The organism is Pedobacter sp. ASV28, assembly GCF_016428855.1.
In the GTDB taxonomy this organism is placed as follows: domain Bacteria; phylum Bacteroidota; class Bacteroidia; order Sphingobacteriales; family Sphingobacteriaceae; genus Pedobacter.
This window is the reverse complement of sequence record NZ_JAELTN010000009.1, coordinates 83,459-105,151: the sequence shown is the minus strand read 5'-3', so window position 1 is coordinate 105,151 and position 21,693 is coordinate 83,459. Positions and strand designations below refer to the sequence as shown.

Sequence of the window (21,693 nt, the reverse complement as noted above, 5' to 3'; positions counted from 1 at the left end):
TTCTTATGAAAAGTTGAATGACAAATGAGCTACTTTATTTTTTTGCGTCGGCAAATACAGAGTCTGCAGGTTTGATTACAGGTTTTATTTTGTCGCCATCTTTTAAGGAAGCGAAGCCTTCCAATATAATTTTATCTCCTGCCTTTAAACCACTGGTTACCACAAAGAAGTTGCCCTTGGTCAGCTCCATAATCTCAATATTGGTACTTTTTATTCCACCCGTATCGGTAACCAGGTAAACAAACTTTTTACCCTGAATATCGGTGGTAGATTTTTGAGGAACCAATAAGGCATTTTGAAGATGCTGTGGAAGTCTGATCGAAGCACTAGATCCAGATCTTAATAAACCGTTTGGATTGGGAAATGTAGCCCTTAAGCTAGAGGAACCCGTTTGGGTGTTGATTTGACCGCTAATCGTTTCAATTTTTCCCTTTTCTGCGTAGGTAGTGCCGTCTGCCAATACCAACGATACACTTGGAATTTGCCTGATTTTATCTTCTAAGGTTTTGCCCTTGGTATTTCTTGAGATGGTCAATAGCTGCTTTTCGTTTAAAGAAAAATAGGCATATATTTTTGAAATGCTCGAAACGGTAGTTAAGGGTAGTTGGCTATTGCTGCTCACTAAAGCGCCAACTTTGTAGGGGATGGTGCCTATTACGCCATTTACTGGACTGGAAACAATGGTATAGCCCAAGTTTACCTGTGCATTTACCAATGCAGCTTTAGCTTGTGCAAGATTAGCCTTTTTACTGGTAAGTGTAAGTGCTGCATTTTCTAGGTCAAACTTGCTGATGATATCCTTGTCTACCAATGGTTTGGTTTTGTTATACTGTAATTGTGCCGCATTAACTTCAGCTTCTGCACTTTTAATGGAAGCCTGCGCAGTTCTCACGGCTTGTTCATACTGAGGGGCATTAATGGCAAATAAGGGCTGTCCCTGTTTTACGGTAGCACCTTCATCAACATATATTTTTTCAATGAACCCGTCTATTTTCGGTCTGATGTCGACATTTTGTTGGCCCTCTAGCGTTGCAGGGTAGTCACTCTCTAAGGTGGTGTTCTGCTCGTCAATTTGAACAACAGGATAGGATTGTGGTCCGGTAGGTTTGCCTGCGGCTCCTTTGGCATTTTTGTCGCCCGAGCCACAAGATGCTAAAAATAGGCCTGTTGCGCCGCTTAATAATACTAAAAGTGAGGATTGTTTCATTATGGTGTGGTATTGAGGTTTTTAATTGAAAATAGTTGCTAAAATAAGTTGCTTTCTTTCTGCAATGAGGGTATTGTATTTTTCCTTAGAGAGGTCCAATAACTTTCTATATAATGGGGCCATAATAACTGGAAAGGCCATTAGGGAGAACAGGTTGAACAAGAATTGTATGGGCTCTGATTTTCTGATGGTACCCTTTTCCATTTCAAGGGTAACTTCGTCCATGAAATGAATGAGTGCAGTACTTTTCTTCTTTTCTTTCAGGGCGAAATTTTTACTGCATATTTCCGTAATGAGAAAGGATTCGCGATAAGGATATTTCAAGAGCTCCTTCATATAGACATCTATAAAGAGCTCTATTTTATTCCTAAAAGGAACCAATGAATAGATGACTTTGTCCAATTGTGATTTCAGATCTTCTACGGCTTCTCTATATACCGTTTGGAATAAGAGATCACGAGACCGGAAATAATAGTTGATCAGCGAGCGGTTTACGCCTGCTTCGTCGGCAATTTCCTGTGTGGTGGCATGTAGATATCCCTTATTGAAAAATAATTCCTTTGCAGTTTCCTTAATGAGTTGTTCTTTGTTCAAAGTAAACGTTAACTTAATTGTTTAACAATTTTGTTAACAAAAATAGAATGTGCGGTGACTTTGAAAGTCAGAGAAATCTCATTTAATCAATTGATTAAATTTTGTTACAAAAGTGCCTACCTATAACAATTGTTTAAGCCAAAAGTTTATAGGTTCAGCTCTCCTTCAAAAACCCTTTCGGCAGGGCCACATAAAAATACATCGGTAAATTTTTTGCCATCATAGTTGAAGTTGATCTGTAGGTTGCCGCCTAGTACCTTAATGGGCGTTTCTATATGGCCGAGCTGGTTTTGCTGTGCGGCCATGGCCATAGCTACAGCCGTAACGCCAGTACCGCAAGCGTAGGTTTCGTCTTCTACACCGCGTTCAAAGGTGCGAACGAAAAGATGATCGGACTTTTTCTCTACAAAATTGACGTTAATCCCATTTACTTTATAGGTATTGTTATTCCGAATATTATAACCATGGGTATACACATCGAGGCCTGCTAAATTCTCAACTTCCTTTACATAATGGGGCGATCCGGTATTGAGTACAAATGCATTTTCATCTTTATTAATGCTTTCAACATCAATCATTTGTAGTTCTACCCAATTGCCTTCGGCTGTAATTTTGGCATAATGAGGCCCATCTACTGCCAAAAAATTAGTTTCACTGCCAATCACCCCTAAATGTTTGGCAAAGGCCACTATGCATCTGCCACCATTGCCGCACATGCTTCCTAAATTGCCATCAGCATTATAATAAGCCATCTCAAAATCGTACTCATTACTGGCCAACAAGAACATCAAACCATCGGCGCCAATGCCAAATCTACGGTTGCATAGTTGTGCAACTATCTTATTATCAATGTTTTTTATTTCGCTGTTTCTGTGGTCGATTAAAATAAAATCATTGCCGGCTCCTTGGTATTTATGAAATTTAATGTTCATTATTTCTTCATTTAAGCTTAAAATATTTGTGTTGAAAAAGTTAAAACATAATCAATAAAATAGTTTTAACATTTTTTAACAACCCTTTAGGTGTATTAAGTATACAAATATCGTTTATATGGTATTAAATTTGAATAATTGAGAAGTAAAAAGAATTAAAAATTAAATTAATATACAATGATAAAGAAAATAGGATTAATTGTCTTTGCTGCGTTCTTGGGAGGCGCAGTAGCAGTTGGCGCCTATAAATTACTAGAGCGCCGTAGTGATAATTTTTCGCTGGCAGACAGACAGAATACTATGTTTGCAAGCAATAGAATTGGAGTATCCTCAGCGGGAGCACCCGATTTTGTGCAGGCAGCAGCAGCAGTTTCTCCAGCGGTAGTTCATATCAAGACCACTTATGAAAGCAAGTCGGGCGGTAACTCAGGCGGTATGCAGGATATGTTCGAGCAATTTTTTGGCTTTGGTGGTGGTATGCAACGCGTACCTAGGCAACCACAGGCGGCCTCTGGTTCTGGTGTGATCTTAACTTCAGATGGTTATATTGTAACCAACAACCACGTGGTGGATAAAGCTGATAAAATAGAAGTGTTTTTGTCCAATAGGCGTAAGGTTACCGCTAAGGTGATTGGAAAGGATCCTAATACAGATTTGGCCTTGATCAAAGTTGATGCTACTGATCTGCCTTTTGTGAAAATGGGTAATTCTGATAATGTACAGGTTGGCGAGTGGGTATTGGCCGTAGGCTTTCCTTTAGATTTGCAAACTACCGTTACTGCAGGTATAGTAAGTGCTAAAGCCCGTAATATAGGTATTCTGAACAAAGAGAATGGTATGATGACGGAAGAGGAATATGATGAATATAGAAGGACTGGTGTAAAACCTAGCCGTACCAACAATTCTATCGAATCTTTTATCCAGACCGATGCCGCGATTAACCCAGGAAACAGTGGTGGTGCGTTAGTGAATGCAAGCGGCGAATTGGTGGGAATCAATGCGGCTATAGCATCGCAGACTGGTAGGAATGAAGGTTATGGTTTTGCTATTCCAGTAAACCTGGCCAAAAAAATCTTGGAAGATTTCAAGAAATATGGCTCAGTTAAACGCGGTTACATTGGCGTTTCATTCCAAGCTTTAGATGCAGATGTAGCTGAACAGTTGAAGATCAAGGAAAATACAGGCTTATATGTAAGTGAGGTTTCTCCTAATGGTGCGGCAGCAGCAGCAGGGATCAAATCGGGCGATATCATCAAAAAGGTAAATGGCATTGCCATCTTTGACTCGCCAGATCTACAAGAGCGAATTGGCCGTATGAGCCCTGGCGATAAAGTAGAGTTGACCGTATTGAAAGCAGACGGTGGCCAGAAAAATGTAAGCGTAACCCTTAAAGGAGAAAGCTCGGTGGCTTTGGCTGCTAAAAAAGAGAATGAGAAAGCTACAGGGGCTAGTATAAGCAAATTAGGTGCTAGCTTTGCCCCTGCTTCTGAAGCGGTAAAAGCTAAGTACAATGTTAAAAATGGTGTAGTGGTAACGAATGTGGTACCGGGTCAGTTATTTGATTATTGGGATGTGAAAAAAGGCTTGCTGATTACTAAAGTAAATGGTGTAGCGGTGAATAGCGCAGCAGATATTGAAAAGGCATTGCCTACTTCTAGAGATGGTAGAACAACCATTACCGGCGTAAATGATGAGGGTTCTTTTACCTTCTCTTTTAACGGCAACTAATTACAGCACATAAATAAATGATTTAAAAAGAAGATATCGCAAACGGGTATCTTCTTTTTTTATAAGTATAGTGGCTATAGTCGTTATTAGTTGCCATACACAAAAAGTAATTCCGATGAGGGTATTTTGTTTTTCAAATTAAACATTAAGGCAATGGCTGATGTGGGCACAAACAGAAAAAGCATCCAAAACGGATGCTTTTTAAAGGATAGCTAAGTCTATTTATGCTGTGCCTGCCCTACACGGATCGCCCGTTCACAGGACTTTTTTGATCTTGTCTTTCAGTATAACAAGCTAGCAAAAATTTGGTTTACCTATTTGAAATTTTTATTAACAAATTAACAAGTTTGTTAATTATTTCTTGGTGTCTGCATAACCGAATACTTTTTGTAATAATCCGGTAGAACGGGCCCCAATATTGTCTCTTATCTTTAGTTCTTCCTGTGCCACTTGCACAAACATGCCATCAATTGCTTTCTGGGCTACATACTCGGTCAGATTGGTTGTAACTGGTTTTACAAATGGAACCTTGTTGTAGGCACTTGCGGCATCGGTCCAGTATTTGGTCGCACCAACCTTGCTTAGGCTATTGGAAATGACAGGAGAAAACTTCTCCATTAGCTGGGCAGTGGTTACTCTTTTAAAATATTGGGTAGCTGCATCTTTATTACCCAATAGGATATTGGTCGCGTCAGCAATGGTCATTTGTTTGATTGCCGCTATAAAAATAGGCTTTGCTTCTTTCGCAGCATCTTCTGCAGCACGGTTAAGGCTCAGAATGACATTGTCTGCCAACGCATTTAAACCCAGGCCACGTAAAGTACTTTCTACCTTTTGCGCTTCTGTAGGAAATACAATTTTAATGGCCATATTTCCAAAGAAACCATCTTTTGCAGAAAGCCTGTCGGCTCCAGCTGAAGTACCGATCTCTAAAGCTTGTTTTAAGGCATTGCCTATTTCCAAGCTACTGGGGGTACCTGCGTTGGCACCTGTGGCCACCTGATTTAGAATATTTCCTATTTTACTTTGACTTTGTGCATCGCAACTGCTTAGGCAAAGTGTAGCAGCTGCCAATGCGTATAGACCTGTTTTTTTCACTGTTTTATAATTTTTGAGTAAAAGAAATTATCTAAATGAACGGTTATTTAAGCCGCTAGAAATCTTTTAGGTTTCTGCTTCCTAAAACAGTATTCCTATTTTTTAGACATTTCCATGCCCGTAAAATTACGTAAATCTTTTGCCATTAGTTGTGCAGACTTGGCCAATCTTATAAATTCTGCCCGATATCCTTCTCCATCTTTCCCCTTTGCGCCGTCTGCAAGGTTGATGAGCTGTTCGAATGTGCTTTCCTGAACAAATTCCGATTGGCGGAGTAGCATGCCAAACATGGCTACAGAAGCAGAAAATCTGAAGTTATCGCTGGTTTTGCTCAGTTTGTCCTGATAGCTGTCGTTAACCGCTTGTTGCAGTAATCTGCTCTTGTTCCCATCAGGATTTTTGTAGCGCAATTTAACGGTAAGCATTTCGTTGGTGTAGCCAGATGATGATGAGGTGTTTTTTTGGTACTTAAGTGCGTCGGTTTTTTTAACAAACTTGCTTTCTACGCCAACAGGAATAATTTCGTACAAAGCGGTAACAGTATGGCCAGTACCCATTTCGCCCGCGTCTTTTTGATCATCATTAAAATCTTCGTTATTTAGCAACCTATTTTCGTAGCCAATTAAACGATAGGCCTGCACTTTTTTCGGATTAAATTCTATCTGTAATTTTACATCTTTGGCTACGGTAAATAAAGTTCCGCCAAATTCATTTATCAGTACTTTTCTAGCTTCGTTAATGTTATCTATATAAGCGTAATTGCCGTTGCCTTTGTTGGCCAAAACTTCCATCTTGCTATCTTTATAATTGCCCATGCCAAAGCCCAGAACGGTTAAGAATACACCGCTTTTACGTTTTTCTTCAATAAGTGTCTGCATATCGGCATCGCTATTGGCGCCAACATTAAAATCGCCATCGGTTGCTAAGATGATGCGGTTATTACCCCCTTTAATAAAATTATCGGTAGCTACTTTGTAAGCTAAACTGATACCCGCACCACCAGCAGTAGAACCCCCGGCGCTAAGTTTGTTCAAAGCCTCTTTAATGGCTTGTTTTTTATCGCCCGGTGTAGAAGGGAGGACCAAGCCAGAATTGCCGGCGTAAACTACAATGGCCACTTTATCTTGATCCCGCAGATTATCGGTAAGGAGGTGTAAGGAGCTTATTAGTAAGGGAAGTTTGTTGTATGCTTCCATCGACCCCGAAACATCGATTAAGAAAACTAAATTCGATGCTGGTAGGTTATCATTGGGAATAGTTTTCGCTTGCAAACCAATGTGTACCAAACGATGTTTGTTATTCCAAGGGGCTGTACCAATTTCGGTTACGATATTTACCGGATCATTACCTTTAGGCTGCTCATAATTGTAATCGAAATAGTTGATCATTTCTTCAATACGTACGGCATCTTTTGGCGGTAAACTACCACCATTAATAAACCTGCGCATATTGCTATAGGAAGCCGCATCTACATCGATAGAGAAAGTAGAAAGTGGATTGTCAGTAGCTTTTTTGAAAGTGTTTTCGGTAATGTGTGCATAGTTCTCGGTATTTTGAATACGATAGACATCTCTCATAATTCTATTTTCTGCCCTACTTCCATATAATGAAGGTGCGCTCATGGCTATAGAGGAAACAGAGCCTGTGAGGGCCATTTTCTTTTGAACCCCATAGCCAACTACACTGATTTCGTTAAGTGCGGTTACATCTTCTTTTAACCTCACATTAACCAGATTGGATTTTCCAATGGCCATTTTTTCGGTTTGATAACCTAGATGTGTTATCTGCAAGTGTGTGTCTTTTGTTGGGATTTTAAAACTGTATTTACCGCTAGTGTTGGTTGTTGTTGTTGTGTTGCTGGGCAAACTTTTAATCATTACACCTGACATGGCTAGCCCATCGGTATTGGTAACTGTACCAAAAAGCTGTCTGGTCGAGGAGCCTTTGTATCCAAAAAACAGGAACAAAGTAATAATGGAGGTGAGTAATGTTTTCATATCTTGGAATTTTAAATGATCAAATTTTGAGTGATTAAGGGCCTAAAACCTTTAATTGATTGGTTTTCTGTTTTTTCGGGTTTTAATTATTCGTCTGATAGCGAAAAATGAAATAGATGTAACGATGAGAAAAGGCCAAATTCCTATCGCCCAAAGCGTAAAATCTACGATAGAAACCCACCCTTGTATGATAGCGGTTTTAACCCTTGTGAAGAAGCTATCTCGGTAATTGTTGGCGAACTCTTTTTCTTTATATAGGCTAATATTTAAGGTGCTAAATGCAACTTGGTCTTTCAGGTAATTTAACCGCCCTTCTTTACTTTCTATTTCTTCTTGAAGGCTCCTGATATTTTCCTCAACCGCCATAATATCTTTAACCGTCGAAGCTTTTGAAAGTATTTCTTTATAGCGTTTTAAATAATCGCGTTTGTTGGTCAAACGAGTTTCAATGTCAATATACTCTTCGGTAACGTCTCTGGTCTGTATGTTTTTGCTTTCTATTTTATCCCTCCCATTTTCTATCCCTACAATTAGCTTCTCAAAGTTGGGTGCCGGTATACGAATTTTAAGGGTGTAAGAAATAGATTGTTCGTTATTTTGTAGATCTTCGTTTTCATAATAGGCATTAAGTGTTTTTAACAAATAGTCAATTCCTTTTTTACTAGCGTTGATGTCGCTGCTCTTTACCGTAATATTGCCATCTTTAATGATTTTCTGTTTATCGACAATGGTTTTGTTGTTTAAATTTTCTCTTTTGGTTTCTAAAAGGTTTTCCCCAATTTTGTCATATGACGGTGCAGGAGCCATTAATCTCATCTGCGAAACTTGTTCGTTAGCTACAGCACTCATAGCTTTTTCTTTGCTATTACAAGAGCATAAAATGCTAAGCGTACAGCATAGTATTAAAATTTTGGTTCTCATATCCTAAGTTTTTTGGTGGATAATGGTTTAATTAAAGTCTATATTTTGTTCTAATAGCTCAGACTTACCAACTTTCTTTTTAGGGTAGATGTGGCTATCGGTAATTTTCCATATCTATCTCGAAAAATATTTTTATACTTGGAGAAATTTAGGCATTACTAAGCGTTTGAAGTTTATCAAGAATACATCCCGAATTGGAGAGCAAGATGATCTCTCGCTAGTCACCGCTTATCAAAAAAGCGGGGATTTGGAAGTATTAGGTACGCTTTACAATAAGTATATGCACTTGGTTTTTGGGGTTTGCTTCAACTATTTTAAGGATGAAGAGCAAAGTAAGGATGCGGTAATGCAGATTTTTGAAGAGCTGGTGGTCAAATTGCGCATCCATCAGGTACAGAATTTTAAAAGTTGGCTACATGTGCTGACCAGAAACCATTGTTTAATGGCTTTGCGAAAGTCGTCCAAAAATCCAACGGTAACTATGGAAGATAATTTTGTGGAAAACAGCGATGTTGTGCATCTAGATATCGACGACACAAAAGAAACACAGTTGACCATCATGGAAAAATGTATGGAAACCCTTTCGGAAGAACAAAGAAGAAGCGTAGATTTATTCTATCTTCAGGAAAAGTGCTATAAAGAGGTGGCCGATCTTACGGGGTATGATATACTGAAAGTGAAGAGCTATATCCAAAATGGAAAAAGGAATTTGAAGATTTGTATAGAAAAGAACAGTGGGCAATAACGAATGGTTAGATATTGATGTACTGGATGATTACCTAGAAGGTAAGCTAGATGCCGGTATGATGTATAAGGTTGAGCGAATTTCGCTCGAAGACCCTTTTGTTGCCCAAGCTTTAGCCGGATTAAGCGAATCGAAGAAACGAGCGCAAAGCTTATCACTTTTGCAAAAACAGTTGCAGGAACGGGTAGCCCAAAAACCTGTAGAGCGAAAAATGTGGCGTATCACTTCACAAAGATTAAGTATTGCGGCAACGGCTGCCGTGCTATTTATTACGGTGAGCGTATTGTTTTGGATGCGTAGAGAAAACCACCAGCAAAAACAAGCAGAAATTGCAAGTAATAAGGCTAAAAATATTGAAGTTGATATTAAACCAGAGATAACCGCTGCAGCACCTGCAGATACTTTCTTGGCAAAGTCAAAACCTGAAACATTGATCAATCAGGAAAAAGTGGTACGGGCATTAGATAAAACCTTACACAAAGGAAGTGGGGCCGTAGCCATGAATAAATCAACTAAAAATGAAGCTTTGGACCATTCGGTACTTCATGATAAGCCAGTGGCCGCAACGAAGCTGAAACGGGAAATAAGCGATTCGCAGATTAATATGTCGGCTGCGGTTCCTACCAAAGTACCCGCGCCACCTGTACAGGCATTAGAGGGCAGGGTAGCAGGTATTCAGGTACAGGCGAGCCATGGCTCGGTGAAAGGTGTGGTATTGGATGGTCAGGGAAGGCCTATTCCAGGGGCTAACGTGAGGATGGCAGGAAATAATATGGAAACCATCACTAATATAAGTGGCGAGTTTGCCCTGCCGGTGGGTAAAGAAGGTGAAAAAGTTTCATTAGAGGTGGCTTCAATTGGTTATAACAAAAAAAATATAGAGGCAAAAGCCGATGAAAAACTTAATATTCGTTTAGAAGAAAATAGCGCTGCATTGAGTGAAGTGGTGGTAGTGGGCTACGGGACCAATCGGAAGAAAAACATGACGGGAGCGGTGTCCAAATTAAAATCAGATACTGCTTTTGATGCTACCTTATCAGGGAAATTTCCTAGGTCAACAGTTGCTAACCCGGCCAGTCCATTGGCAGGATGGGAAGCCTATAATAATTACCTGAAATCAAATAATGGCTTGTACAGAAATGGAGATATGCTGGTAGAATTGCAGTTCACCGTAAAAGAAGATGGTTCGCCAAGCCGTATTAAAGTGCTGAGATCTCCAAACAAAGAAATGGAGAAAGAGGCTATACGGTTACTGAATGCGGGACCAAAATGGATCTATGACAAAAGCAAGAATAAAGGCATGTTGAAGATAACTTTCTAAACTCTTATTGAATTGAAAAGGCCATCCTATTCATACGCTCATCTATTAATCAAGTTATTCCATGTACAAAGTTTCCAAATTTTTAGAAAAAGATATAGATAAGCTTATTGCGTTTATACAATCAAACCCTTTTGCGGTATTGATAGGCTCAATTGACCATATTCCATCAGCTACGCAGGTTCCCTTGCAAGTACAAAGGGATGGAGATCACATTAAACTGATTGGTCATGTCATGAAAAAAACCGACCATCATGAAGCATTCTTGGCCAATGAGAATGTATTGGCCCTGTTTACGGGGGCACATGCGTATATCAGCGCCTCTGTTTATGAAAATCCGGCTTCGGCCTCTACTTGGAATTACAGGTCGGTACAGGCAAAAGGAACAATTAGGCTACTGGACAATGATGAGACCAGAACAGTGATCAAAAACCTGACAAATGAGTATGAAGCACAGGATAGCCCGGCAGCTTTTCATGTGATGTCTGATGAATATATTAATCAACATTTAAGGGCAATTGCTGGTTTTGTGATTACGGTAACACAGATAGAAGGTATTTTCAAATTGAGCCAGAATCATTCATATAGCAATAGGGAAAATATTGTTAATCAACTTTCGCAAAGCGATGATGCCGGGGCACAAGAAATTGCAAAACAGATGAAGGACTTAAATTGTTAGGTTGCTTTATTGTTGAATTTAGGACTTTTTCCCGCTGACTACACAGATTTCTTCCACAGATCTCTGCCGATTTTAGGACTTTCTACTTTCAACTTCTTTAGCATTCAGGTAAACTAATAGGAATATTAGTAGCTAAACCGCCATCAGAAGTTTCTTTGTATTTAGAGTTCATATCTAGTGCGGTTTCCCACATGGTATTTACTACGGCATCTAAACTTACTTTTGCCTTGTCGGGATTACTCTGTAAAGCCAACTGGCTAGCGGTAATGGCCTTAATAGCCCCCATGGTATTGCGTTCAATGCACGGTATTTGCACCAAGCCGCCAATAGGATCGCATGTGAGCCCCAAATGGTGCTCCATGGCAATCTCTGCAGCCATAAGTACCTGTCGTTGCGAGCCGCCCAAACATTCGGTCAGTGCCGCCGCCGCCATTGCCGATGATACGCCAATTTCGGCCTGGCAACCACCCATGGCTGCGGAAATGGTGGCTCCTTTTTTAAAAATACTGCCTATTTCACTGGCGCAGGCAATAAACTGGATAATCTTATCTTCGCTATAACCATTACAAAAGGTGGTGAAATATTGCAATACCGCAGGAATTACACCAGACGCCCCGTTGGTTGGCGCAGTGACTACTCTTCCAAAAGCTGCGTTTTCTTCGTTTACGGCAAGGGCAAAACAGCTTACCCAATCTAAAATATAATTAAATCCATTACCTCCATTTCGTATAGCAGTTACCCAGCTGTTGTAATCTGTATAGGCCTGATCGCCAATCAAGCGTTGGTTCAGTTTGGCAGCACGACGGGCCACGTCTAATCCGCCAGGTAAAAAACCTCCAGTGTGGCATCCCCTATAAATACATTCCTGGATGACTTTGTAATGCTGAAGGATCCCTTTCTTGGTTTCTGCTTCGGGGCGCCATGCAGCCTCGTTTTCCATCACAATTTCACTCACCTTTAAACCTGTAGACAGGCACCAATGCAAAAGCTCGCTGGCCTTTTCTATGGGAAATGGCAGTTCTACCTGGTCTTTTTCACTTTGGTTTTCCCCCTCCTTCACTACAAACCCCCCGCCTATACTGTAATAGGTTTCGGAAATGGCCTTGCCCGAAGAGAGAAAGGCTTGAAAGGTGACCGCATTTGGATGAAAGGGCAGACTTTCGGAGAAAAGGAAAATCAGGTCTTCATGATAGGAAAAATTAATTTCGAATTGCCCGGACAAGGATAATTTTTGATCATTCTTGATTTGTGCTACGGTACTATCAATGGCATTTACATCAAAAGTAACGGGATCGCCACCAGAAAGTCCCAACAGAATGGCGATATCGGTACCGTGTCCTTTTCCGGTTTTGGCCAATGAGCCATATAGTAGAATTTTGACCTGTTCTACATGGTCTAACAGATTTTGGTCGGCCAAAGATTTGGTGAACTGCTGGGCAGCACGCCAAGGCCCCAAAGTGTGAGAACTCGATGGGCCAATTCCTATCTTAAAGATGTCAAAAACTGAAATTTGTTCATTAGGCATAATACAAAGCTACGATTGTTTTGTGATTTGAAGTATAGTGAAAGTTTTGTTTGTCATTAAATAAGATTTGGTGACAATATTCGAGCCCTTTTAAAATCATTTATATATTTGTGCAGAAGACGAAAACATTGTGTTTGTTAGTCTTATTATTTATCTAAATAGCAGCGTTGTGATACAAGAAAGCACCTACGGAGATAATATTGAATATTGTAGCGCTAGCTTAGGTAAAAGATTGGCCAACTATATCATTGATTTGATCGCTTTTTATATTATCATTTTTTTTGCCGGGTTTATCATGGAGTTGGCTTTTCCGGGAATTATCTCGGCAGCAAACATTAATGGTTTGCTAGATAAGTTGCTAACTTTATGCCTGTATGGTTTGGTAATGTTTATTATCGAGATGGTTTTTCAGGGAAAATCGTTGGGCAAATTGATTACTGGAACAAAAGCGGTGAATAGGAATGGCGAAATACCAACGATTAACCAGTTTTTAGCAAGAAATTTTATAAGAGCAGTTCCGTTTAACGCATTTAGTGCTTTAGGAAGTCCTTGCTCTCCATGGCATGATAACTGGTCTGATACAATTGTTGTTGACGAGAAATTATTAAATCTTCAGCAGAGAAAGGATGTTTTTTTCGCTGAGCTTAAGAACAAGCCATTATAAAAAGCATTTGAACAAACTTATAACCTACTTATCTCTTGAAACCAACTTTTCTGTTCATCTTTTTACTGATTTATAGTTTTTGTGTTAATGCACAAAAAAAGAAGTATACTTTCTTTTTTAAGGATAACGGCGTAGAAGTACAGCATTTGGATAGTGCTGATTATATTCGTAATATAGAAGCCCCAGCTGCGGGGGAATTTCATTATAGAATTGAAGAGACTTTCCGTAACGGTATCAAAAAGCTGGACGGTCGCCTATCATCTTTCAGTCCAAACTTGATTTTTGAAGGTTTGGTTTACACCTATTACAGAAACGGTGGCCAGGAAACCATTATAAAATATGTAGAAAACAAACCTGTAGATACTGCACATTATTTTTTTGCAAATGGAGCCGTTCAAAAACAAGTAGAATATTTGCCAGCTAAAACCTCAGAACAAGAAATTGGACCTAAGGCTAAGTTGGTTTATCAAGCAGATTCTTTAGGGAAAGTTTATGTTAAAGGAGGTTATGGTCATTTAGTTGAGCATACAGAACTTGCTAAAGATACCTTGGTTGAAGAGGGCGATTATGAAGATGGTTTTAAATATGGCAGATGGACAGGGAAACATCTTTCGGGCAAATCTAATTTCGTTGAAAACTATGTTTCTGGAAAACTAATTGAAGGTGTAAACACCGTGGATGATAGTGTTTATAAGTATAAAGTGGTTGAGGTTATGCCACAATTTGAAGGAGGACTAGCCAAATTTTATAAATATTTGAGCAAGAGAGTAAGGTATCCTGATGATGCCTTGAGAAAAAATATCTCAGGAGTTGTAGTAATCAGCTTTATTATAGAGAAAGATGGACGAATAACAGAAGCTAATATTATACGGTCAGTTTATCCTTCAATTGATAAAGAAGCTATCCGTGTTATTTTATCTTCGCCAAAATGGATACCGGGTATACAACGTGGTTTGCCTGTCAGGGTAAAATATAATATCCCATTAACTTTTGGACTAGGATTTGAATAAATTTTAATTATAAACACCCTTAAATATGAAAAAAGTAACAGGCATTGGTGGTGTATTTTTTAAATGCGATAACCCACAAGATATGAACGAATGGTACGCCAAAAACCTTGGATTGGCTACCAGTGCATATGGAACAACATTTGAGTGGCGACAGGCCGATAATCCATCAAAAGAAGGATCAACATCTTGGTGTACTTTTCCGCAGGATACGAAGTACTTCAATCCATCAAGCAAGCCGTTTATGATTAATTACCGGGTGGAGAATATTGTTGCCCTGGTAGAAGAACTCAAAAAGAACAACGTGACCATTGTTGATGAGATTGCAACATACGATTATGGTAAATTTGTCCATGTGCTCGATCCGGAAGGGAATATTATTGAGCTTTGGGAACCCAAAGATGATGTGGATCAGGATAGTGTGTAAGAGTAAGCATTCTTGGGGCGTACCCCCTAAAAAAAGCACTGGCCTTCCCCTTTTAGGGAAGGCCAGTGCTTTAGCGGATTAAATCTTGTTGGAGGGGCGTATTTTTTGCTGTTATAACTGACTTTGTATAATACGCAATTAAGTTTAGATCATGTTCCTGGTAATCTTTCCCTTGATGATGTAAAGGGAGAGGATATCGGCCTTGTTAATAATGGTATCGCCCTTAAAATTAGGGTTTGACGACTTGAGCACAATTTTTTTCGAATCAGGGTGTTCATGTATGATTTTGATACATTTCAGCTCGTTCGCATTTTCGTTGGTCATAATAACATAGGCCTCGCCCCATTGGATCACGTCAATGTTCTTAACTTCTTTAACCGCTATAATTTCTCCAGAAGCATATTTGGGGTACATACTATCTCCATATACCGGAAGATAGGCTGTACAATCGTTAAAGGGCCTGTAGTTCACAAAATAATCAGGCTTTTCTTCCATTACCTGTAGCGTTTTACTTCTCGTGTCAGATAAGTTGATGTTATAATAGGGCACACCGATATCACTTGTAGCAATAGGACCTGTTTCAAGGAATTGGTTACCTTCCCCACTTTCCAACCATTCAATGTTTACGTGCAGTGATTGTTTCAGTTTGTATTTTATAGCATCTGAAATTTTCATTCCTCCCTTTGCCCTTAAAATATCTGATAATGATCCAGGTTGGATCCCAAGTTTATAGGCAAAATCTTTCTGCGTAATATTCAATTCTTTGACAATTAATTTTAGTCTCTGATTTTCAGTTTGTTGTACTTTTTGTTTGTTCATATCTAATTTTTTATTAGATAATGTTAGATATATCTAATATATTTGAATGGCTAAAGGAAATTAGCGAAATAATTTTAGCCATTCACCTCAAATTTTTATACTATGGGCAAGATAGCAAAATCGGCAAAAAGATTACTCAACAAAGTAGTAAATAAAAGCTATGTGTATGATTTTATGGATGATCCACATGAGTTTTTACAGACCTTTTTTAATTTCACCACGCTAGAGGAGTATCTGGAAACATTAAAGAATTGGCATAAATTAATGTATAGTGATAAGATTGAACCAGTAACCAATCCAGCCAATATATTGTTCGATCATAAAATGACCTGTAACTTGGTTAATGCAGCTTGGTTGCTCCAGTTTCAAGAGCAGACGGTGGTTGGTGAACTGCTTAAGTGCTCTCCCGTAGATCAGGAACGCTATTTGAACGAAGAGAGGGCGCAGTTGAAAACCTATCCCAAAGGGCTAACAAAAGAAGAATTACTGGATCCATACCATGTCGTTAAAAATAGCTTCAGCACTTTCAGCCTTAAGGAATATCACCAATATTTATATCATTGGTTAAATGAAAGTTTAAGTACCTGTAGAAGCACAGATGGCCAACGTTCGAATAAAAAAATATATAGAAATTTGCGCAAATTAGCAGGAAGCTGTTGGCTGATCCTCCAACGAGAATCAGGAAATATAACCCTTACTGCAAAGCCCCATGATAGGCCTATTTTTAAGGAGGAGAAAAATACTGTTATAGGAGAAACGCCGGAAGAAAAAGTGTTAAAATTACTTCCCAATCTGAAAAGGTTTATGGATGCCATATCGCCCTTGCGCTTAAATATCAGTTTGAGGAAGATGTTGGTTGATTACTTGCTTTATAATATTAATGGCTTGCCTACCGATGCTGAAAATGTATTAAGCGATTTTTATTGGCTTACCGATTTTGTAGATGAAATTCAGGAAAATCTGGTCACTACATTTGAATAGGAGGGGAGATGGAAACAGTTGAATATTTAGCGAATACAACAGGCACTGTTAATGAGGTTGACCATCATCGTATTGTTGAACTCTTTTTTGATAAATATACCCATTCGGATATTTATCATAAGCTCTCTTCACTTTATAGATTGTACCGTACTCAATCTAATGTTACAGAGGCAGCACTATGTGATCAACAAAATTTTCTGGAGAGTCTGATGGATCTTTTAAGGAGCATGAGTGCCATCTCACAGGATGTGAAAGGTATACATGATATTAGCAAGTTTGCATTCCGTGCAGAATATACAGTGATGTCTTTGAACGGCATCATATCACTATTAAAAGAGGCTATTCCCATAGGTACAATTTACAACATCAGTAAATCCATCCAAAAACCAGATCTTATTATCGTATTGGAGAAATCATGTACCAAATGCTACGAGGAGTTTGAAGATATGCTCAGTCTGTCTCTTTTGGGCTACCCAGATGGCGTTTGCACCATCCATAGCTATGGAAGTTTATGCCACCAGATCAACACCGGAAATTTTTTCTATAATTCGGTCTGTATAGAGGATAATATAGTATACAGGAAAGATAATGAGGTTATTGTCAAAAAGTTTTCGCCAGAATTGTTTGTCAAGATAAGATTGAATATAGAAAGTATTTTTAAGGCCGATATGGAAAGGGTGGCGGGATTTTTGAAGGGAGCAGATTATTATCTGGGCATACAGGGATGTACCATGCCGGTTTTTATGCTGCAACAAGCTTGTGAGCTTACCTACCGCTGCCTGTTGAACGTACTCAAAGGAAAGGACATCAAGTGCCATTCGCTTTATGTACTGCGAAAAAATGTAAGGCGGTTTGCCCCAGAAATTATTGGCGTATTTTCTATGGTAGAGGAGGAGGAACTAGCCTTTTTGAAATTATTGGAAGAAGGGTATACCAAGGCCAGATATCAACGTGAATATGAGGTCGATCGATCCACTATTCTTTTTTTAAGAGATAAATTGAGGGAATTATACCAAAAAGTAATTCACTTATTTGATTATAAAATGGAAAGCTTTAGTTGCGAATTTAATAATGTAGGCCCGCTTGCTATATAGAACTAAATGCTAGGGCAAACTTGATGATGGATTATCATTAAGGTTATATTTTTTTCTTAATACATTGCTGATGGTGTTGGCATTTTCAATAATTGTTTCAGGATAGCCTAATGCTGTTAAAATGGCAATTCCATTTTTGTTTTTTAATAGGCCTGCTTTGATTTTGTAATCGAAAATAAGACGGGTGTCTGCCGCTCTTTCCTCGAATGAATAAGTTAGATATTCTGGACCAAGTAGTTCTGCAAGTTCAAGGTCATGTGTGGAAACAAATACAAAGTTCTTATGGCAGGTAAGATAGGATAAAATGGCCTTTGCTGCTGAAATCCGTTCTATGGTATTGGTCCCTCTAAAAATTTCATCAATAATAACGAGGCTGTTTGTTTGCTGAGCACTTTTCTCTAAGATATTTAATATGGATAAGGCCTCTGCCTGAAAATAACTTTTATGTTCTTCTATATTGTCATTAATTCTAATGCTGGTAAAAATGGACATAAAAGGCGCCATGGAATTTTTGGTACATGAGGTAAACAGGGTTTGCGAAAGGATGGCGTTGATTACAATTGCCCTTATGAAAGTGGTCTTTCCAGACATGTTCGAACCGGTAATTAAGTTGCCTTGACTAAGCGAGGCTATTATAGAGTTAGGTATACAGTTTTCAATCAATGGGTGGTATAGGTCAACTAATTGCAGCTTGTCGGTATTGGCCGTAAAATTGGGCTTGGAATAATAGGGGAGGCCAACCCTTAGCGATTGGATAGAAATGGCAGTGTCTATTTTGGTTATATAATCAAATAGAAGCTTAATATTTGCTTTTTGCTGGTTAATATTATTGATGGACACCAGGAACATTAGTGGTTCTATGAGCAGTAAGGTTTTAATAAGCTCGAATATGCCGGATGAGATATCTGTGGAGTCGTTCTTGGTAGCATCATCCTGAAAATTGATGAAACTTAATGTTTTTCTGAGCGGCTTTAACTCTTTTAAACTTTTTGCTATTGTATCGGCATTTTTAATAAGCAAGCTACATTTTTGGGCCACTCCCATTAATAGATAAAGTTGGGGTAGCGAATGTACGTATCTGGCTATTTTCTTTTTATTGGTATAGTGTATGTAGAAATTAAAAAAAGTAAGGCCAAGTGTAATTAAAAATAAATATTGGTTTCTTTCGGTAATGGTAAATACAAGTGATAATAGCCATAATATGCCTGCTGCCTTAATGTATATGGCTAGCCAGCTTTGGTAAAGTGCGTGGTACACAGAGGTAAAAAGTTCATGTATATAATAAGCATTTCTATGGCTTAACTTAATTAGTTCGGCCTCGCACTTTATTCTTAAATCATCGTCAGATTGAAATTGTTCTGTAAGGCCGTCTAATTCATGCAATAGCTCCAAGTTTTTTTGGCCTTTCCTTAAATGTTGATAAAGATATTGTTGGCCAGGCTTTGAATTGGTTCTGTCTATATAGGCAAAGAGTTTTTCAAGGTCAATATCTTGAGCTATTTCATCGGTTAGCATTTCTCCCGTATGCTGATGGATGCACTCGTGGTATTGGGAGATTAGCTTGAAATTTCTGTCTTCAATTGTAGGCTTGCCCCATTTATCGATAATATATGTTATTCTCTTTAACTTTTTCTGCTTGTTCTGGTATTGTAAATAGCATATAGCTATAATACCTGCGGCCAAAGCTACAATGAGATAGAGCATAACTTAAAAATCAAATTCAATTATGCTACTGTCCTGTAACATGGCCTCTACAAATTCATGGTGGTGCTTTGGATTTCCAATGACATCCCAAGTGCCGGTAATTACCCCATTGGCCAATTGATGTTTCCCACGGCTAGGTTTTAGCCGATGCTGCTTGAAGATCAGTTCGTAGTTGTCCAGATCTTTATTCTGGTATTTTTTAACAATTCTATAGGTGCGTTTGGTAAAGCGTCTCTCTGCAATGTTCTCAATATAGGGGAACACCAGTAGGGAAATAAGTACCACAATGGTAACCCCAATGGCCTGTATAAAATAGCCTGATCCAACAGCCATTCCAATAGCGGCCACAATCCAGATGACACAAGCAGTAGTTAATCCTTTGACCCTATTTTCTTCTTTGAAGATGACGCCCGCACCCAGAAAGCCAATGCCGGTGACAATGTTAGAGGCAATGCGATCATGACTAACATCACCTATTTTAATAGACAAGACCGTGAAAAGGGCGGCACCGAGACCTATCATGATCATGGTTTTTAATCCTGCCGATTTGCTACGGTATTCGCGTTCGGCTCCAATAAGACCACATAATAGAATGGTCAACAAAAATTTATTGACTTCTACAATTGTAAGAAACTGATTTCTATCGCCTAATACTTCCCACATAATTAAATGAATTGCAGGGTTAAGATAGTGAAAAAGGATTAGGGTGCAAAAATGAAAGCATAAGTAGCCATTTTTTGGCTGAATGTTTTTTATTCTAGGGGGACAATCTCAGGAAATTACCCTTCCAAACCGCTGAGTTTTCCAAAGTGAGGGGGAGTAAAATGAGACACCCCTCAGCATGAAATGCTGAGGGGTGCTAAAATTTTTTTAAGCCATTAGTTTATAATGCATTTACGTAAGTGGTAATATAATTAGCCCTTTTTCTTAAATAAGTTTTAAGGTTCTTTTTTATTTGTGGAAAGTTGCTTGCAAATGGGCTCCATTCTGTATCAAAATGCCATCTTTCAGACTTCCATCGCTTAAGATCTTCGGATTGAGACACTCTCATCGATGCGGCATAAAATTCAATATATTTCAATAGCTCATCAAGTTTGTTGTTCTTATAGTTGGTCCAAGTTGATTTGTATAGGCTTTTAACTTCAGGGTCGTTTAAGAACCTATTGAAAAATAGGGCTCCAATCCTGCTGTCTCCAGACTTTAAAAGTGGTATTGTCGTATAGTCGGGGGTGAAATATTGCCGTGTGCCTTCATCTAGGCCAAAACTCCAGTCAAAATCCCAAATAGGGCCCATGGTATATTTTCCATTGGCAGTTTTGTTCATGTAGACGCTTTTGGGATGGTTCATTTCTAGGTTGCCCGTAAGGTTGTAAACAATAAGGTAGTTAACCAATTGTTGCTTGTCGAAGAAATTGCCATAGTTGTTGTTTGGAAAGTTGCTGGATTTAACTAATGCTTCAAAATCCTCGAAGTTTTTTTTGATACCATTGAACTGTTCCTGGCTTGCTATATCTGGGCTTTTTATCATGACCGGTAAATTATAGGCTGCGGATTTAAATTGATAGCTTTCGTCAAAGTAAGTATCTAGCTCTAGCAGTACCCCATCATTACCAATGTTTACCCTTCCAGACTTGACCTCAATTTGTTGGGTAAGATTGTAATTGCCCTGATAAACACCATTAAGAGTTACATCTACCGGCGTAATGGTATTGGTAAATGGCATGCCTAATTGTTGTCCTATTTTCATAGCCGCGGCATTGGTCATAAAAGTATAGTCTTGGTAGTTTGCCAATAACACCCAGTCTTTAGCTGCTTCTAGTCCAAAAATAGCTGCTGCTTTATCTAGTTTAACCCTGTAAGGCTTTTTTGGCTTGTTCCAAGTACTATTTCCACGGCCCTTGATGCGCATGGTGCTAATGGCAAGGTCGCTGTTTACATTTTTGCCATCAATTTTTATGGTTCCATTAAGATAATCATCTTTACTTATAATCTCTTGCCCACCGGTTGTTTCGATATAAATGTGAGGAATAATGGCAGGAACGCTTTCGTCTAGTTTGGCTTCTTCTACAATTTCTTCTGGAATTTCTTCTGTTGGTTTCTGTTTTTTACATGAAAGAGAAAATATTGTAATTAAAGTAAGTAGTGCGTAAATTTTAAATTTCATATTTGCTTTATAGAATTGTGAAATAGGAGGGTATTTTATTCAACTGATTGCGTGTTAATTTTCCCAAATTTCCATTGGGGGTTAGATGG

Annotated in this window: 20 protein-coding genes; 9 read left to right on the top strand and 11 right to left on the bottom strand. The window is 38.8% G+C overall.

The window, feature by feature from the left end; all coding sequences use genetic code 11:
- Positions 1 to 34: 34 nt before the first annotated feature.
- The 3 genes from JHD79_RS05160 to dapF all read right to left on the bottom strand — a co-directional run bounded on the left by JHD79_RS05160 (position 35) and on the right by dapF (position 2,733).
- Positions 35 to 1,207 (bottom strand): efflux RND transporter periplasmic adaptor subunit, encoded by a 1,173-nt coding sequence (locus JHD79_RS05160; RefSeq protein WP_199118139.1) that lies wholly within the window; start codon positions 1,205 to 1,207, stop codon positions 35 to 37.
- 21 nt (positions 1,208 to 1,228) lie between these two features.
- Positions 1,229 to 1,801, bottom strand: a complete 573-nt coding sequence (locus JHD79_RS05155) for a TetR/AcrR family transcriptional regulator (protein ID WP_199118138.1) — start codon at positions 1,799 to 1,801, stop codon at positions 1,229 to 1,231.
- A 146-nt stretch (positions 1,802 to 1,947) separates the two neighbouring features.
- Positions 1,948 to 2,733, bottom strand: a complete 786-nt coding sequence (gene dapF, locus JHD79_RS05150) for a diaminopimelate epimerase (RefSeq protein WP_199118137.1) — start codon at positions 2,731 to 2,733, stop codon at positions 1,948 to 1,950.
- Positions 2,734 to 2,910: 177 nt separating this feature from the next.
- Between dapF and JHD79_RS05145 the strand changes: the two genes are divergently transcribed.
- Positions 2,911 to 4,461, top strand: coding sequence for a Do family serine endopeptidase (locus tag JHD79_RS05145; protein ID WP_233164573.1), 1,551 nt, complete (start codon positions 2,911 to 2,913; stop codon positions 4,459 to 4,461).
- Positions 4,462 to 4,815: 354 nt separating this feature from the next.
- On the opposite strand, the gene JHD79_RS05140 is transcribed toward JHD79_RS05145, so the two are convergent.
- The 3 genes from JHD79_RS05140 to JHD79_RS05130 form a co-directional block, all read right to left on the bottom strand.
- Positions 4,816 to 5,559 carry a DUF4197 domain-containing protein gene (locus JHD79_RS05140; protein ID WP_199118136.1) on the bottom strand — a complete coding sequence of 248 codons (744 nt, stop codon included), beginning with the start codon at positions 5,557 to 5,559 and terminating at the stop codon, positions 4,816 to 4,818.
- A 95-nt stretch (positions 5,560 to 5,654) separates the two neighbouring features.
- Positions 5,655 to 7,556 (bottom strand): VWA domain-containing protein, encoded by a 1,902-nt coding sequence (locus JHD79_RS05135; RefSeq protein ID WP_199118135.1) that lies wholly within the window; start codon positions 7,554 to 7,556, stop codon positions 5,655 to 5,657.
- A gap of 51 nt (positions 7,557 to 7,607) precedes the next feature.
- Positions 7,608 to 8,477: a DUF4349 domain-containing protein gene (locus tag JHD79_RS05130; protein ID WP_199118134.1), complete on the bottom strand. Its 870-nt coding sequence runs from the start codon at positions 8,475 to 8,477 to the stop codon at positions 7,608 to 7,610.
- A gap of 166 nt (positions 8,478 to 8,643) precedes the next feature.
- Between JHD79_RS05130 and JHD79_RS05125 the strand changes: the two genes are divergently transcribed.
- The 3 genes from JHD79_RS05125 to JHD79_RS05115 all read left to right on the top strand — a co-directional run bounded on the left by JHD79_RS05125 (position 8,644) and on the right by JHD79_RS05115 (position 11,219).
- Positions 8,644 to 9,222, top strand: coding sequence for an RNA polymerase sigma factor (locus JHD79_RS05125; RefSeq protein WP_199118133.1), 579 nt, complete (start codon positions 8,644 to 8,646; stop codon positions 9,220 to 9,222).
- Complete coding sequence (locus JHD79_RS23120) at positions 9,212 to 10,543, top strand: carboxypeptidase-like regulatory domain-containing protein (protein ID WP_199118132.1); 1,332 nt, start codon at positions 9,212 to 9,214, stop codon at positions 10,541 to 10,543. The genes JHD79_RS05125 and JHD79_RS23120 overlap by 11 nt, the downstream gene beginning before the upstream one ends.
- Before the next feature lie 61 nt (positions 10,544 to 10,604).
- On the top strand, positions 10,605 to 11,219 hold the full coding sequence (locus JHD79_RS05115; RefSeq protein WP_199118131.1) for an FMN-binding negative transcriptional regulator: 615 nt from the start codon (positions 10,605 to 10,607) through the stop codon (positions 11,217 to 11,219).
- A 97-nt stretch (positions 11,220 to 11,316) separates the two neighbouring features.
- On the opposite strand, the gene JHD79_RS05110 is transcribed toward JHD79_RS05115, so the two are convergent.
- Positions 11,317 to 12,744, bottom strand: coding sequence for an L-serine ammonia-lyase (locus JHD79_RS05110; RefSeq protein ID WP_199118130.1), 1,428 nt, complete (start codon positions 12,742 to 12,744; stop codon positions 11,317 to 11,319).
- 169 nt (positions 12,745 to 12,913) lie between these two features.
- Between JHD79_RS05110 and JHD79_RS05105 the strand changes: the two genes are divergently transcribed.
- From JHD79_RS05105 to JHD79_RS05095, 3 genes are read left to right on the top strand one after another with little or no spacing between them, the layout of a single operon-like run.
- A complete protein-coding gene (locus JHD79_RS05105; protein WP_199118129.1) occupies positions 12,914 to 13,408 on the top strand; it encodes an RDD family protein in 495 nt (164 codons plus the stop codon).
- Positions 13,409 to 13,443: 35 nt separating this feature from the next.
- Positions 13,444 to 14,418 carry an energy transducer TonB gene (locus tag JHD79_RS05100; RefSeq protein ID WP_199118128.1) on the top strand — a complete coding sequence of 325 codons (975 nt, stop codon included), beginning with the start codon at positions 13,444 to 13,446 and terminating at the stop codon, positions 14,416 to 14,418.
- Between the two features lie 25 nt (positions 14,419 to 14,443).
- A complete protein-coding gene (locus tag JHD79_RS05095) occupies positions 14,444 to 14,842 on the top strand; it encodes a VOC family protein (RefSeq protein WP_199118127.1) in 399 nt (132 codons plus the stop codon).
- 144 nt (positions 14,843 to 14,986) lie between these two features.
- On the opposite strand, the gene JHD79_RS05090 is transcribed toward JHD79_RS05095, so the two are convergent.
- Complete coding sequence (locus JHD79_RS05090; protein ID WP_199118126.1) at positions 14,987 to 15,661, bottom strand: helix-turn-helix transcriptional regulator; 675 nt, start codon at positions 15,659 to 15,661, stop codon at positions 14,987 to 14,989.
- Between the two features lie 102 nt (positions 15,662 to 15,763).
- Between JHD79_RS05090 and JHD79_RS05085 the strand changes: the two genes are divergently transcribed.
- Both JHD79_RS05085 and JHD79_RS05080 read left to right on the top strand, forming a co-directional pair.
- Positions 15,764 to 16,642: a hypothetical protein gene (locus JHD79_RS05085; RefSeq protein ID WP_199118125.1), complete on the top strand. Its 879-nt coding sequence runs from the start codon at positions 15,764 to 15,766 to the stop codon at positions 16,640 to 16,642.
- 8 nt (positions 16,643 to 16,650) lie between these two features.
- On the top strand, positions 16,651 to 17,736 hold the full coding sequence (locus JHD79_RS05080) for a HEPN domain-containing protein (RefSeq protein WP_199118124.1): 1,086 nt from the start codon (positions 16,651 to 16,653) through the stop codon (positions 17,734 to 17,736).
- Between the two features lie 9 nt (positions 17,737 to 17,745).
- Here JHD79_RS05080 and JHD79_RS05075 read toward each other — a convergent pair whose 3' ends face one another.
- The 3 genes from JHD79_RS05075 to JHD79_RS05065 form a co-directional block, all read right to left on the bottom strand.
- Complete coding sequence (locus tag JHD79_RS05075; RefSeq protein WP_199118123.1) at positions 17,746 to 19,440, bottom strand: hypothetical protein; 1,695 nt, start codon at positions 19,438 to 19,440, stop codon at positions 17,746 to 17,748.
- Positions 19,441 to 19,443: 3 nt separating this feature from the next.
- Positions 19,444 to 20,103 carry an MgtC/SapB family protein gene (locus JHD79_RS05070; protein WP_199118122.1) on the bottom strand — a complete coding sequence of 220 codons (660 nt, stop codon included), beginning with the start codon at positions 20,101 to 20,103 and terminating at the stop codon, positions 19,444 to 19,446.
- Between the two features lie 220 nt (positions 20,104 to 20,323).
- Complete coding sequence (locus tag JHD79_RS05065) at positions 20,324 to 21,604, bottom strand: CotH kinase family protein (protein ID WP_199118121.1); 1,281 nt, start codon at positions 21,602 to 21,604, stop codon at positions 20,324 to 20,326.
- Between the last annotated feature and the right edge of the window lie 89 nt (positions 21,605 to 21,693).